Raw genomic sequence first — 14,996 nt, 5'->3', positions numbered from 1 at the left:
GGTTACTTGAGCCTCAAAGCATTCAGAGCCACGATAATCGAGGAGCTGGACATCGCCAAGGCCGCCACCAGCGGCGTGGCTAGCCCGACAATAGCGATAGGCACGGCAATCACATTGTAGATCGTGGCAATCTTGAAATTCTCGCGGATACGCCGCACAGCGGATTGCGCGGTGACAAGTGAATCCGCGATAGGTGTCAGATCACTGCCCAACAACACGATATCGGACGCCACCCGCGCCGCATCCAGCGCCGAGGCAGGAGAAATCGACACATCCGCAGCCGTCAGTGCCGCCGTGTCATTCAAACCGTCACCCACCATCAGAACATGATGCCCTTCGGACTGAAGGCTGGCAATCCGCGCAGATTTTTCGGCAGGCAAAGCTTCGGCCTGCCATTCCGCGATGCCCAGTCGTTGGGCGAGGCTCTCGACAACCGGCGCGTTGTCACCCGAGATCAACAGTACGCGGATACCGCGCGCCTTCAGGCGGCTGACGGCTTCCTCTGCTCCAGGACGCGGACGGTCGCTGAACACAAAAGCGCGCGGTGCTGCATCGCCGAGGGCCAGCCAAGCCGCCGTGTCGATGCCGGGTGTGGCCCCGACCCAGGCCGCCCGACCCAAGCGAACCAACCGACCCTGCCATTGCCCCTGCGTGCCAAAACCCGGCACTTCGATGATATCAGTCACATCAGCAGCCGTGACGCCCGCCGCGCTCGCTGCTGCCGCCAAGGATAGGGACAACGGATGCGACGAACCCTGCGCAAGGGCCAGTGCTACCTCCAGCTCCGCTGCGTCACGGTCGGCCAGATTGGTCAGCTCCGGTGTGCCAGCCGTCAGCGTACCGGTCTTGTCGAAAACAACGGCATCGACCTTGGCCAGACGCTCCATCGCTGTGGCATCCTTGATCAACATCCCGCGACGGAACAACCGCCCCGAAGCTGCCGTGGTCACTGCTGGAACAGCAAGCCCCAGCGCGCAGGGACAGGTAATGATCAGAACAGCCGCAGCGATATTCAGCGATGTCCGAACGTCGGACGTGTAGATATACCAGCCGATGAAACTGAGCACCGACAAAAGCAGCACACCGGGCGTATAGAGTTTGGCCGTGCTATCCGCGAGCGAGGTGTAGCGCGAGCGACCGCTTTCGGCGATGGCCACAAGATCCGCCATACGGTGCAGCGAGGTATCGCGGCCAACGGCTGTGGCCCGCACGACCAGCGGACCCGTCAGATTAACCTCGCCTGCCGACACGTCCCGACCCGCTTCAGCAAATACCGGCAAGGTCTCGCCGGTCAGAAGCGAGCGGTCAATCTCGGACTGCCCCTCGACGATCGTCCCGTCCACAGGCATCCGGCCTCCCGGACGCACAAGGATCAGATCACCGATGTTAAGCTGCGCGACCGGAAGCTGCACCTCGGCCCCTTCACGCAAGGCCGTGGCGCGCGGCACTTCGAGCGCCGACAATTCCTGCGCGGCCGAACGGGCAATGGCGCGGGTCCTGTGATCCAGATAGCGCCCCGTTAGCAGGAAGAAAACCAGCGCAACAGCCGCATCGAAATAGGCATGATGTCCCGATAATGCAGTTTCCCAGACCGACGCGACCACGGCCAGCAGCAAGGCGGTGACGATGGGAACATCCATGTTGGACCGGCCTACGCGCAAAGCGGACCACGCGCTTTTGTAGAAAGGCACGCCCGAGAAAGCCAGTGTTGGCAAGGCGATAGCCGCCGATATCCAGTGGAACAGATCACGCGTCGCATCCGTTGCGCCGGACCAGACTGCGACCGACAGCAGCATGACATTCATCATGGCAAAACCGGCAACCGCCATCCGCATCAGAACGTCGCGTCCGACGCGATCATTCTGAGTTGCCGACAAGGTGCCTGCATCCAGTTCATGCGCCTCGAACCCTGCGCTCTCCAGCAGCCTGACCAGATCATCGGCAGTGACAGCCGGATCAGCCTCGATCGTGGCGCGCTTGAGGGTCAGGTTCACGCGGGCGGATTTCACCCCCGGCGCTGCCGTCAAGGCGCGTTCGACCGAGGAAATGCAGGCCGAGCAATGGATCAAGGGCAAGGACAGCGCAATATGCGCGTCCTTGTGCAACGCCTGTTCAGCCAGAGCCTGCGCGCCCGGTGCGGCAACACAGGCAGGGCAGGCCGAGATCGACGGGCGTATTGCAGCGGTCATGGTAGGGAGCCTTCCGGATCAGCGTTTCACATGGAGAATAACGCGTTGTGCGAATTTGGTGCCGTCTTCGGCTTGCGCCGTCATGCGGATGTTCCAGTTGCCATCCGCAAGATCGACCGGCGCGGTATAGGAGGCGCCATTGAAGATGAATTCGGGCCTGATATCATCTGCAACATGGGTGGCGCGCCCGACGACGGCCTCAAGTCCACCGACCCGCACGGGCCTGCCCGCCTCGTCGGAGATGCTGAGAATGACCTGACCCTCGGCCGCATCTGCGCGCACGGTCCACCCCAAGGCTTCTTGCGCGGCCTTGCGCTCGTCGAATTGCTGGCTGGCCACGTAGGAGTTTTTAACTTCAAGCCCCGGAAAGGTGCTGACGGCGGAATAGGCCAGAAGCAGGTTCACGCTGATGATGACGCCGAATGCCCCGCAAAAGATCATCAGCACGTGGCGCCCTGTCAGTTTTCTCTCGGTCATCAGTTCGCACTCCCGTTGAATATCGTATCCTTGTAGACGCGTTCGCCATTGGTCATATCCTCGACCCATAGCCGGAGATCGACGCGTTCGCTGGCCGCAGACTGACTGCCTGCCGGTGCAACGACATAGACCCTTTGCAGGAAGGTGGTGTCAGCCGGAACCATCACAGTATCTCCCTCTGCGGCTTCCAGTTCGACCAGAAACGGCTCGTCCCCGACGACGGTCACCTTGAACGGACGCTCCTCGCCCTGTTTGTTGAGCAAACGGACGTCATAGGTATTGCGTATCGAGCCATCCGAGAGGGTGACAAAGGTCGGGTTACGCACCGGCGCAACAGTCATCTCAATGTCCGAGCGGATAAACAGGGCGATCACCAGACCCACGCCGACCAGAGACCATAGCGTCGTATATAGGATCGTACGCGGGCGAAGGACGTGTTTCCAGACAGGCTTGGGTGCCTTGCCTGCGCGTTCTGCAGTTTCATCCGTCAAGGCCATATAGTCGATCAGACCACGCGGCTTGCCGATCTTGTCCATGACATCGTCGCATGCGTCGATACACAGGGCACAAGTGATGCATTCCATCTGTTGGCCGTCACGAATGTCGATCCCCATGGGGCAGACATTGACGCAGGCCATGCAGTCAATACAATCGCCAAGGTTTTCCGCGCCTTCCCCCTTGCGAAGCTTGCCGCGGGGTTCGCCCCGCCAGTCGCGATAGCCCACTGTCAGGCTGTCCTCGTCCAGCATGGCGGCCTGAATACGTGGCCACGGACAGGCATAAATGCAGATTTGTTCGCGCGCGAAACCACCGAAGATGAAGGTCGTCATCGTCAGGATCAGCATAGTTGTATAGGCGATGGGATGCGCGTTCAGCGTCACCAGATCGCGGGCCAGTGTCGGCGCATCGGTGAAGTAGAAAACCCAAGCACCGCCTGTCGCCAGTCCGATCAGGAACCAACTGATCCATTTGGTCATCCGCAGGCGGAGTTTGCGGACATCCCATTTCTCCTGTCGGTGCAGACGCAGGCGGGCGTTGCGGTCGCCTTCGATCCAGCGCTCGACAAGGATGAACAAATCGGTCCAGACCGTCTGCGGGCAAGCATAGCCGCACCACACGCGGCCCAGCGCCGAGGTGAACAGGAACAAGCCAAGACCGGCCATGACCAGCAGGCCGGCGATGAAGTAGAATTCATGCGGCCATATCTCGATCCAGAAGAAAAAGAAGCGCCGGTTTGCAAGATCAAGCAGCACTGCCTGATCAGGCAGGTTGGGGCCGCGATCCCAACGAATCCAGGGCGTCAGGTAATAAATCCCCAAGGTTACCGCCATGATCACCCATTTCAGGTTGCGGAATTTGCCTGATACGCGCCTTGGAAAGATAGGCTCGCGCGCGGCATACAGGCTTGGGGGGGCTTCTGGTTCAGTTTGGGACACGGCAGATTCGCTCCGTCTCGTTCGGGTTTGCGTCTAGTGTCTTGTCACAGGGATTGGATGGGGCAACCTTGACCTGCATCAAATACTGCATCTGCGAGGCACCTATTCCGCAAAGTCAGCCTGCGAAGGCGAAGTAGGGACCAACACGTCGCGCAAATGTCGAAGGCCGGATGGAAAACGGCCCGCCAGCTTTGCGCGACGGGCCATTTCGGGTTCAGGTGGTGCCGGCCTTCCAGGAAACGCGCGAACAGGACGGAAGGTCCGGCACCGGCCCATCGGCGTATATTGCGCCCATGGGTAACTTGTCGCAGGGTTACTCGCCACCACCAAGCTGGTGCACATAGGTGGCAACTGCGCGGATTTCAGCCTCTGACAGACGGCTTGACCACGACGGCATCACGCCAAAGCGCGAATAGGCCACTGTCTGGGTCAAGGTGTCGTGGCTGCCGCCGTAAAGCCAGATCGCATCTGTGAGGTTTGGTGCTCCCTGATTACGATCACCGGTGCCGTCTTCCATATGGCAGGCCGCGCAGTTGTCCTGATAGATTACCGAACCAGCTTCGACCAAAGACGCATCCTGCGGTGTGCCCGACAGGGACATGACGTAGTTCACGACCTGATCAATCTCGTCACCCGCCAGAATGTCTCCGAATGCAGGCATTTGCGACCAACGTGCATCCGGGTCCTCTTCGTTGCGGATACCGTGATTGATCGTGGTGTGGATCGCCTCGATATCGCCGCCCCACAGCCAGTCATCATCCAGTAGATTGGGATAACCCGAGGCCGCGACACCGGCTGCACCCGAACCGTGGCACTGCGCGCACCAAGTCCGGAAAACGGCAGCACCTGCAGATGTTGCATAGGTCCGCAACTCGGCATCATCAGCGATTGCCGTCAGTTCGACCGATGCCAGTTGCGTGTTGATGGCGGCATTTGCGGCTTCTGCAGACTCGATATCAGCCTGCACATTGGCCCGTGTTGACCAGCCCAGCAGGCCGGGCGTCGCAGCTTTGATTCCGGGCCATGCGGGATAGGCGACAGTGTAGAGGATGGCCCAGACGATCGTTGCATAAAAAGTCCAGAGCCACCAACGCGGCAACGGGTTGTTATACTCTTCAATGCCGTCCCAGCTGTGGCCTGTTGTGTCCACGTCTTCCTTTTTCGGGGTGTTGAGCGGTTTTTTTGCCATGTCCTCACGCCTCCTTGGCGTTGTGGGCGCGTGCAGCTTTATCATCTGCGGCGGCGGGTTTGTCTTCATGCCGGAACGGAATGTCCGCGACGTCGCGATAGGTTTTTGTGCTGCCCGGACGCATCACGAAGATGATCATCCCGACAAAGAAGAGAAACAGCACAAGAAGCATCCAGCTATCGGCGAACTGGCGTAGCAGGGAATAGGTTTCCATGGTTCCGCCCCCCCCTACCGGCTTGCGTCGGGTGTGAAGGTCGAAAAATCGACCAGCGTGCCCAACATCTGCAAATAGGCGATCAGTGCATCCGCTTCGGAAATACCGGCCTGTCCGTCAAAGTTGCGGACCTGTGCGCCTGGATAGCGTTCCACCAGACCGTCCCAGTCACCGTCAGGATCGACTTGCACCGCGAAATCGGCCCGTGCGTTTTCGATCATCTCTTCAGTGTAGGGCACACCAACCATCCGATGGGTTTTGAGCAGATCTCCGACATACTCGCCATCAATCAAACGGTTTTCGAGAAAGCCGTACTTCGGCATCACCGATTCCGGCACCACCGATTGCGGGTCACGCAGGTGGTCCACATGCCAGTCATCCGAATAGCGACCACCAACACGGGCCAGATCCGGTCCTGTCCGCTTGGACCCCCACTGGAACGGGTGGTCGTACTTGCTTTCGGCAGCCAGCGAATAGTGGCCATAGCGTTCCACCTCGTCGCGCATGGGTCGGATCATCTGGCTGTGGCAGACATAGCAGCCTTCGCGGATGTAGATGTCACGTCCGGCCAGTTCCAGCGGGGAGTAGGGGCGCACGCCCTCTACATCCTCGATGGTATTCTCCAGCCAGAACAGCGGGGCGATCTGCACGATCCCACCGACCGTCACCACCAGAAAGGCGAAGATGGCCAGCAGCGTGACGTTCTTTTCCAGAACGGTGTGTTTGTCGAGAATTGCCATTGCTCCGGCCCTCCTTATTCAGCCGGGACTGCGGAGTTCGTGGCCTTTACGGCCGGCGAACTTTTGACAGTCATCCAGAGGTTGTAGCACATGATGATGGCACCGGAGAGGAACATGACCCCGCCCAGACCGCGCACCACATACATCGGCAGTTTGGCGGCAACGGTGTCGGCAAAGCTGTTCACGAGGAACCCGTTGGCATCGACTTCACGCCACATCAGACCTTCCATGATACCGGTCACCCACATCGAGGCGGCATAGAGAATGATCCCGATTGTCGCGAGCCAGAAGTGCCATGACACGAGGCTGAGCGAATAGAGCCGCTCGCGGTTCCACAGTTTCGGCACAAGGAAGTAGAGCGCGCCGAAAGTGATCATGCCGTTCCAGCCAAGCGCGCCGGAATGCACGTGTCCGATTGTCCAGTCTGTGTAGTGCGACAGAGAGTTCACGGCGCGGATCGACATCATCGGCCCTTCAAAGGTGGACATGCCGTAGAAGCCGATCGAGATAACCATCATCCGGATGATCGGATCGGTCCGCAGCTTGTCCCAAGCACCCGACAAGGTCATCAGGCCGTTGATCATGCCACCCCAAGACGGCATCCACAGCACGATCGAAAATACCATGCCGAGGGTCGAGGCCCAATCCGGCAACGCGGTGTAGTGCAGGTGGTGCGGGCCAGCCCAGATATACAGGAAGATCAGCGCCCAGAAGTGGATGATCGACAGCTTGTAACTGAAGACGGGACGTTCGGCCTGTTTCGGCACGAAGTAATACATCATGCCCAAAAAGCCTGCTGTCAGGAAGAAGCCCACAGCGTTATGGCCGTACCACCACTGCACCATCGCATCCTGCACGCCCGAGAAGACCTGCACGGATTTGGAACCGAGGAAGGAGACCGGAATGCTGAGGTTGTTGACCACATGCAGCATCGCAACGGTGATGATGAAGGACAGGTAGAACCAGTTGGCCACATAGATATGCGGTTCTTTGCGCTTGACCAGCGTCCCCATGAATACCGCCAGATAAGCCAGCCAGACAATGGTCAACCACCAGTCGACATACCATTCAGGCTCGGCATATTCTTTAGATTGCGTGGCCCCCAGCAGATAGCCGGTTGCGGCGAGCACGATCATAAGCTGGTATCCCCAGAAAACGAACCAGGCCAGATTGCCGCCCCATAGGCGCGCTGCGCTGGTGCGCTGCACGACATAGAATGAAGTCGCAATCAGGGCGTTCCCGCCAAATGCGAAAATCACCGCCGAGGTATGCAGCGGACGCAAGCGACCAAAATTCAGATATCCCTGTGCCCATTCGAAATTGAGCGCGGGAAAGGCAAGCTGAAAGGCGATGACCACACCAACCAGAAACCCGACCACGCCCCAACCGGCCGTGGCAATCACACCGGCGCGTACGACACCGTCCATGTATTCCCCCGAGAGGTCACGCTTGACCAACGGCTCGTCGGTATGGCGCAGCGTCCAGAGGAAAACCCCACCCGCCGCGGCCGCAACAATTACGGCGTTCACGAGAAAAGCGAGGTCTCTTGCGTAATTGGCCGCTATCAACGCGAAGAGCGTGATAAGGCCAAGCACGATCAGCTTGATATAATTCAACATTTTGCGTCCCTTTTGTCCTTTCCCGGTGATTCGTCACGATCTCGGGGTTCTGCAGACTGACCCTGTAATGGGGGGTCAGCGCCCTGTTTGCCTTGATCTGTGTCAAGACTTGGCGCTTCCGTTTTTGACGCGTGTCAATGTGGCCGGACTACCGGCATGGTAGTATGGTTCATCAGAATGACTGCAAAGGAGAATGACATGGCGTACAAAACACTGTTTTCGGTAGTGACGGATATTGCACTTGCGGGTCCGGTTCTGGATCAGGCTGTCGCCATGGCGCAGGCCTATGATGCTCATCTGGACGTGCTGTGCATGGGTCTCGACCGCACGCAGACCGGATTCTACTACGCAGGGGCCAATGCAATGATCCTGCAAGAAACGATCACGCGCGCACAGGACGAGGCGCGCGAGGTTGAAACCCATGTGAAAAAGGTCCTCCAGAACAGCGATGTACGCTGGAATGTCGATAGCGGCGTTGCACAACTGGCTGATATGGGGCGGCACGTCGCGCAGCGCGCACGTTTTTCGGATATTGCGATCCTGCCGAAACCATATGGCGAGAAACGCGGTGCCGAGCTTGAGCCGATACTGGAATCCGCGATGTTCGATGGTGCCACACCTGTATTCATGGTGCCTGAAGCTGGCCCTGTCGTGACAAGCCCGAAACGGATCGTGCTGGCATGGAACGAAAGCGACGAGGCGCTGGCCGCCTCGCGCGCCGCCCTGCCCTTGCTGATTGCAGCCGATCTGGTGCGGATCGTGGTGATTGATCCCCCCGCACACAGCCCGACACGGTCTGACCCTGGCGGGTTGCTGTCGCAATTCCTGTCGCGGCACGGTGTGAATTGCGAGATTGACGTTCTGTCAAAGACGCTGCCGCGTGTTTCCGATGTCCTGATGCGTCATGCGATGGATACGGAATCCGAGATGATCGTCATGGGCGCTTACGGCCACTCGCGTTTCCGCGAGGCGATTCTTGGGGGGGCTACCCGCAACATGCTGGAAAACTGCACTATTCCCGTGTTGCTGGCACATTAAACGAAAATTTGGTGCTGATCATTCCGGTCAGCACCAATACGGCGGGATCAGGCCAGCAGGCCGCCATCGCTATCGTCACCTGCTTCTTCCAGCAGGCGCGAAAAATCGGGCACGGTCACATGCCGCTTGCCTTGCAACGAGATAACACCGTCACGTTTCAGCGCCGATATCTGGCGGCTGACCGTTTCCAGCGTGAGGCCAAGATAATCGGCCATCGCCTCGCGCGTCAGCGGCAGATCGAACACCATTGACCCTTTCGACGAACGCAGGTTCAGCGACGCGTCACGCCGCGCGATGATCGTCAGCAGGGATGCAATCTTTTCGCGCGCTGTTTTACGCCCCAAAACCAGCATCCATTCGCGCGCTGCGTCCAACTCGTCGAGCGTCATTTCCAGCAGACGGTGTGCAATATGGGGCGTCCGCGCCATCATCGCCTCAAAAGGCTTCTTGCGGAAACAGCACATCACCAGATCCGTAGTCGCGACCACATCATAGGCAGATCCGTCACGACCGGGACGGCCCACGAAATCCGAAGGCAGCAAAAGCCCGACCATCTGGGTGCGCCCGTCTTCCATCGTCTGGGTAAGTGTCGCAATGCCAGACACGACAGAGCCCACGAAATCCATGCGGTCACCCGACCAGATCACCGTTTGGCCTGCTTCGAACGAGCGGTAATATTTGATTTCCTCCAACCGTTCGAGCTCATCACTTTCGCAACGCGCGCATACAGCCCGATGCCTGATCGGGCAGTCATCACACTCGACCGAGTGAGACACGGTTTTCTCATTCAGCATATCGGCACTTCGCGCATTTGATCTGGGTCAAAGATTTTCGTTTGGCTGTCTAGCAGGCTAGATAGATGATGATGAAAAAGCAACTCGCAAAACTTGGTCTCTTCGACGCGAAAGTACCGCGTTATACGAGTTATCCTACGGCTCCGCATTTTTCGAATGGGATAGGTGCGTCCGATTATACCAATTGGATCAAAGCGATAAAGCCGGAGGAGGACATATCTCTTTATGTGCATGTCCCCTTTTGTCGCAGGCTGTGCTGGTTTTGCGCCTGTCGCACCCAAGGCACGCAGAGCGACGCGCCAGTTGCGGCCTATCTTGAGACACTGAAAGCAGAATTGACACTTTTGCGAGCCGTATTGCCGGAAGGCGTGCGCCTGTCACGTCTGCATTGGGGTGGCGGCACGCCGACCTTACTGTCACCCGCAATGATGACCGATCTGGCCGACGCGATCTTTGACATCGCGCCAATGGCCCCGGGTGGCGAGTTCTCGGTCGAGATTGATCCGAACGAAATTGACGCGGCACGCCTTGATGCGCTTGCCGCTGCGGGCATGAACCGCGCCTCAATCGGGGTGCAGGACTTTGACGAGCGCATCCAGCAGACCATCGGACGTATACAGGGTTATGATATCACGCGTGACGCGGTCGAGGCGATCCGTACCCGTGGTGTCACAAGCCTGAACGCCGATATCCTGTTCGGCCTTCCGCACCAGTCCCGCGCGCGCATTACAGAAAGCGTTCAGAAACTGCTCTCGCTCAGCCCCGACCGTGTGGCGCTGTATGGCTATGCCCATGTGCCGTGGATGGCCAAGCGCCAGCAGATGATCCCTTCGGACGCGCTGCCAACACCGCAAGAGCGCTTGGACCTGTTCGAAACCGCCCGCCGTCTGTTTCTCTGGGATGGCTATGCCGAGATCGGGATCGACCACTTTGCGACGCAAACGGATGGCCTGAGCGTGGCGATGAGATCGGGAACGCTGAAACGCAACTTCCAAGGTTATACCGACGATCCTTCTGACGTTCTTATCGGGGTTGGCGCATCGTCGATATCGAAGTTTCCGCAGGGCTATGCCCAGAACGCACCGGCCACGGGCGCCCATACAACTGCGATCCGCGAGGGGCGTTTCTCGGTCTCCAAGGGTCATGTCTTCAGTCTGGATGACAAGCTCCGCAGCCGGATGATCGAGGCCCTGATGTGCGATTTCAGGATCGAATCGGCCGAAATCGAGGCAAGGTTCGGTGTTTCATCTGCCGAGGTTAAGCGGCTGTTTGACCGGACGCTGGCGGAATTTCCCGGCGTGATCGAGCTGTCTTCCGGCGTGTTGAGCATTCCGGTCGAGGCCCGCCCGCTGACACGCATGATCGCGCGCAGCTTCGATGCCTATGACATGAGCAAGGCCGGACATAGTTCGGCGATCTGACTGGGGTGCCGTTCAGGCGCTTTTCAGGTCCAGTGCCGCCGCCAGAAGCGTGCGGGCATATTCGGTCTGTGGGTTGGCAAACAGTTCTTGTGCCTCGCCCGCCTCGACCACGTCGCCCTGTTTCATCACGATCATCTTGTGGCTCATGGCCCGCACGACATTCAGGTCATGGCTGATGAACAGATAAGCCAGCCCGTATTTCACCTGTAGCGCGCGCAACAGATCGACGATCTGCACCTGCACCGTCATGTCCAGCGCCGATGTGGGTTCATCCAGCACCAGTAGCCTTGGCCGCAGGATCATGGCGCGCGCGATCGCGATACGCTGGCGCTGGCCGCCGGAAAACTCGTGAGGATAGCGGTGCATCGTGGCTGGGTTCAGCCCTACCTCGGTCATGATCTCGGCGACCATCTGGCGCTTGTCCTGTCCGGGGGCAACACCATGCACACCCAGGCCTTCCGAGATGATCTGCTCGCAAGTCATGCGGGGTGACAGGCTTCCGAACGGGTCCTGAAAGACGATCTGCATATCTTTACGCAAGGCCCGCAATTTCTTGGTCGACCAGCCACGAACGTCCTGCCCGTCAAAGGTGATCGCCCCTTCGGAAGAGATCAGACGCATGATGGCCAGAGCAAGCGTTGTCTTGCCCGATCCGCTTTCACCCACAATCCCCAATGTCTCACCTGCGCGCACGCTAAGCGTCGCGTCATTGACCGCCTTCACATGGCCCACGGTTCTTTTGAGCAAACCACGTTGAATCGGAAACCAGACCCTGAGGTTGTCCGTGCGGATCAGTTCCGGCGCGTCTTCCGGCACGGGAACAGGCATTCCCGATGCGCGTGCACCCAGCAGCTTGCGGGTATATTCATGTTGCGGATTTGCGAAAATCTCGGCCGTCTGGCCTTGTTCAACGATCTCGCCGGCCTGCATGACGCAGACCTTGTCGGCGATGCGGCGCACGATGCCCAGATCATGCGTGATGAACAGCAGCCCCATATCCTCGGTGCGTTTCAGATCGGCCAGCAGATCGAGGATCTGCGCCTGAATCGTCACATCAAGGGCCGTCGTCGGCTCGTCCGCGATCAGCACATCTGGTTTGTTGGCCAGCGCCATGGCGATCATCACGCGTTGACGCTGCCCGCCCGACAACTGATGCGGATAGGCGCCAAGGCGGCTTTCGCCATCGCGGATGCCGACCTTGTCCAGCAATTCGATGATCCGCGCGCGTGCGGCCTCGCCGACGATGCCCTGATGTAGCGCCAGCGATTCCGACAACTGCTTTTCCAGCGTGTGCAGCGGGTTGAGGCTTGTCATCGGCTCCTGGAAGATAAAGCTGATATCATTGCCGCGCACCTTGCGCAGCATCGCATCATCCGCGGCGATCATCTGTTGGCCGTCATAGGTGACCGACCCTGCAACCTGCGCGCTGTCACCCAGCAGCGACACGGTGCTGAGGGCCGTCACGGATTTGCCCGATCCGCTTTCCCCCACCAGCGCAACAGTCTCGCCCCGCTCCAGCGTGAAGCTGACACCGCGCACGGCATGTGTCAGCTTGCCGTCCTGCTTGAACGATACGGTCAGATCCCGGACCTCTAAAAGGCTCATTGAAAGGTCTTTCTGGGGTCAAACGCATCGCGCACGCCTTCAAAGATGAAGACCAGCAGCGACAACATGATGGCAAAGACAAAGAACGCGGTGAAGCCCAGCCACGGGGCCTGAAGGTTTTGCTTGGCCTGCAAGGTCAGCTCGCCCAAGGATGGCGAGGACGAGGGCAGACCAAAGCCCAGAAAATCCAGCCCCGCCAGCGTGGCAATGGTGCCGGTCACGATGAAGGGCAGCATGGTGACCGTTGCCACCATCGCGTTGGGCAGCATGTGCCGGAACATGATCGTCGTGTTGCTGACACCCAGTGCTTTTGCCGCGCGGACATATTCCAGATTGCGGGCGCGCAGGAACTCGGCACGCACCACGCCCACCAGAGCTGTCCAGCCGAACAGGACCGTGATGAAAACCAACAGCCAGAAACTTCGCCCCAATATGGCGAACAGGATGATGATCACATAAAGCGCGGGCGTTGCGCCCCAAATCTCGATGATGCGCTGGAAAATCAGGTCGATCCAGCCGCCGAAATAGCCCTGAATAGCTCCCGCCGCGATCCCGACCAGCGAGGCCAGCGTGGTTACGATTAGCGTGAACAGGATCGACAGGCGGAAACCATAGATCACACGGGCTGTCACATCGCGCTTGGTATCGTCAGTGCCCAGCCAGTTCTGGCTGTTGGGTGGCAGAGGCGCTGCACCCGGCCTGTCAACAGTGGTGCGGAAACTATAGGGGATCAGCGGCCACATGGCCCATCCTTGCTGAATGGCCTCACCGTTGACCATGCCGGTTTCGGCCTGAAGCATGATACTTTCGGGATCGTCAAAACAATCCTCCAGCCCGCCCGAGGCGATAAGGCACTGGACCTCGATATCGCGATAAGGGGCCTCGGTCTGGAAATCACCGCCGAATGTTGTTTCGGGGTAGAAAGAGAAAATCGGCGTGTAGAACGCGCCCTGATACTTCACGAGGATCGGTTTGTCATTTGCGATGAACTCGGCACAAAGCGACAGACCGAACAGTACCGAAAAGATGATCAGCGACCAAAAAGCGCGGCGATTGCGCTTGAAATTGTTCCAGCGGCGCTGGTTCAGCGGAGACAGGAACGCTTTTTTCGGGGCTTCGACGTCGGCGGGCATGGGCGCCGGCGTCACTGTGGGATCAGGCAGCGATGACATGGCTTAGCCCTCCCTTTTTTCAAAGTCGATACGTGGATCGACAAGTACATACATCAGGTCTGACAGGATACCCACGACCAGCCCGATCAGCCCGAAAATGAACAGCGTTCCGAAAATGACGGGATAGTCGCGCGCTACAGCCGCCTCGAACCCCAGACGCCCCAGACCGTCGAGCGAGAAGATGGTTTCGATGATCAGCGAGCCTCCAAAGAACACGCCGATGAAGACCGCCGGAAAGCCTGCAATCACAATCAGCATCGCATTGCGGAAGACGTGACCATAAAGCACCTTCTTCTCTGACAGGCCCTTGGCGCGGGCAGTCATCACATAGTGTTTCTTGATCTCGTCCAGAAAGCTGTTCTTGGTCAGCAGGGTCAGTGTCGCAAAGGCCGCAATGGTTGAGGCCGTGACCGGCAGCGCGATGTGCCAGAAATAGTCAGCCACCTTGCCCAACAATGAAAGCTCGTCGAAATTGTCCGAGGTCAGGCCCCGCAAGGGGAATATCTGCCAATACGACCCGCCCGCAAACAGCACCAGCAACAGGATCGCGAACAGGAAACCGGGGATGGCATAGGCCACGATGATCATCCCCGAGGTCCATGTATCAAAGGGCGAACCATCCTGAACCGCTTTGCGGATTCCCAGCGGGATCGACACGGCATAGGCGATCAACGTGGACCACAGCCCCAAAGTGATCGAAACCGGCATTTTTTCCAGCACCAGATCAATCACGCTGATCGAGCGGAAATAGCTATTGCCGAAATCGAGCCGCATGTAGTTCCACAGCATGGTAAAGAACCGCTCCAACGGCGGCTTGTCGAAACCGAATTCCCGCTCCAACTGCGCGATGAATTCAGGTGGCAGGCCACGCGCGCCGGCATAACCGCTATCCGATCCCGCACCGGCATTGGCACCGGCACCCGCATCCCCCCCGCCGGCGAACCCCTCGAACACGTCGCCCTGCCCTTGCACCTGCGCGATGATCTGCTCAATCGGGCCGCCGGGCACGAATTGCACCAGCGCGAAATTGATCACCATGATCCCCAGCAATGTAGGGATGATCAGCGCCAGGCGGCGAAGGATATAGGCGCCCATGCCCCGA

General features: G+C 58.9%; 13 protein-coding genes. 2 read left to right on the top strand and 11 right to left on the bottom strand.

Features of this window, described 5'->3' with window-relative positions; translation table 11 throughout:
* Positions 1-2: 2 nt before the first annotated feature.
* From K7H22_RS04735 to ccoN, 7 genes are all read right to left on the bottom strand, one after another.
* Positions 3-2,189 (bottom strand): heavy metal translocating P-type ATPase, encoded by a 2,187-nt coding sequence (locus K7H22_RS04735; RefSeq protein WP_230799591.1) that lies wholly within the window; start codon positions 2,187-2,189, stop codon positions 3-5.
* An 18-nt stretch (positions 2,190-2,207) separates the two neighbouring features.
* Positions 2,208-2,666, bottom strand: a complete 459-nt coding sequence (locus K7H22_RS04730) for a FixH family protein (protein WP_230799590.1) — start codon at positions 2,664-2,666, stop codon at positions 2,208-2,210.
* Positions 2,666-4,102: a cytochrome c oxidase accessory protein CcoG gene (gene ccoG / locus K7H22_RS04725; RefSeq protein WP_230799589.1), complete on the bottom strand. Its 1,437-nt coding sequence runs from the start codon at positions 4,100-4,102 to the stop codon at positions 2,666-2,668. The genes K7H22_RS04730 and ccoG overlap by 1 nt, the downstream gene beginning before the upstream one ends.
* A 313-nt stretch (positions 4,103-4,415) precedes the next feature.
* Complete coding sequence (gene ccoP, locus K7H22_RS04720) at positions 4,416-5,291, bottom strand: cytochrome-c oxidase, cbb3-type subunit III (RefSeq protein ID WP_230799588.1); 876 nt, start codon at positions 5,289-5,291, stop codon at positions 4,416-4,418.
* Positions 5,292-5,295: 4 nt separating this feature from the next.
* Entirely contained in the window at positions 5,296-5,505 is a 210-nt protein-coding gene (locus tag K7H22_RS04715) for a cbb3-type cytochrome c oxidase subunit 3 (protein WP_230799587.1), read from the bottom strand.
* A gap of 14 nt (positions 5,506-5,519) precedes the next feature.
* Positions 5,520-6,245 (bottom strand): cytochrome-c oxidase, cbb3-type subunit II, encoded by a 726-nt coding sequence (ccoO, locus tag K7H22_RS04710; RefSeq protein ID WP_230799586.1) that lies wholly within the window; start codon positions 6,243-6,245, stop codon positions 5,520-5,522.
* 14 nt (positions 6,246-6,259) lie between these two features.
* Positions 6,260-7,864, bottom strand: a complete 1,605-nt coding sequence (ccoN, locus tag K7H22_RS04705) for a cytochrome-c oxidase, cbb3-type subunit I (protein WP_230799585.1) — start codon at positions 7,862-7,864, stop codon at positions 6,260-6,262.
* 198 nt (positions 7,865-8,062) lie between these two features.
* On the opposite strand from ccoN, the gene K7H22_RS04700 reads away from it, so the two are divergent.
* The gene (locus K7H22_RS04700; protein ID WP_230799584.1) at positions 8,063-8,902 is read left to right on the top strand and encodes a universal stress protein; all 840 of its coding nucleotides are present in this window, start codon (positions 8,063-8,065) and stop codon (positions 8,900-8,902) included.
* A gap of 47 nt (positions 8,903-8,949) precedes the next feature.
* Here K7H22_RS04700 and fnrL read toward each other — a convergent pair whose 3' ends face one another.
* Positions 8,950-9,696 (bottom strand): transcriptional regulator FnrL, encoded by a 747-nt coding sequence (fnrL, locus tag K7H22_RS04695; protein ID WP_230799583.1) that lies wholly within the window; start codon positions 9,694-9,696, stop codon positions 8,950-8,952.
* A gap of 65 nt (positions 9,697-9,761) precedes the next feature.
* Between fnrL and hemN the strand changes: the two genes are divergently transcribed.
* Positions 9,762-11,117: an oxygen-independent coproporphyrinogen III oxidase gene (gene hemN / locus K7H22_RS04690; RefSeq protein ID WP_230799582.1), complete on the top strand. Its 1,356-nt coding sequence runs from the start codon at positions 9,762-9,764 to the stop codon at positions 11,115-11,117.
* A 12-nt stretch (positions 11,118-11,129) separates the two neighbouring features.
* On the opposite strand, the gene K7H22_RS04685 is transcribed toward hemN, so the two are convergent.
* The 3 genes from K7H22_RS04685 to K7H22_RS04675 are packed head-to-tail and all read right to left on the bottom strand — an operon-like array spanning position 11,130 to position 14,989.
* The gene (locus tag K7H22_RS04685; protein ID WP_230799581.1) at positions 11,130-12,722 is read right to left on the bottom strand and encodes an ABC transporter ATP-binding protein; all 1,593 of its coding nucleotides are present in this window, start codon (positions 12,720-12,722) and stop codon (positions 11,130-11,132) included.
* The gene (locus K7H22_RS04680; protein WP_230799683.1) at positions 12,719-13,855 is read right to left on the bottom strand and encodes an ABC transporter permease; all 1,137 of its coding nucleotides are present in this window, start codon (positions 13,853-13,855) and stop codon (positions 12,719-12,721) included. Before K7H22_RS04680 ends, K7H22_RS04685 begins: the two co-directional genes overlap by 4 nt.
* A gap of 42 nt (positions 13,856-13,897) precedes the next feature.
* Positions 13,898-14,989 (bottom strand): microcin C ABC transporter permease YejB, encoded by a 1,092-nt coding sequence (locus tag K7H22_RS04675; RefSeq protein ID WP_230799580.1) that lies wholly within the window; start codon positions 14,987-14,989, stop codon positions 13,898-13,900.
* Positions 14,990-14,996: the final 7 nt, after the last annotated feature.

It is taken from the genome of Seohaeicola saemankumensis (genome assembly GCF_021021435.1).
Classification (GTDB): domain Bacteria; phylum Pseudomonadota; class Alphaproteobacteria; order Rhodobacterales; family Rhodobacteraceae; genus Seohaeicola.
This window is presented reverse-complemented; position numbering and strand designations above follow the sequence as displayed.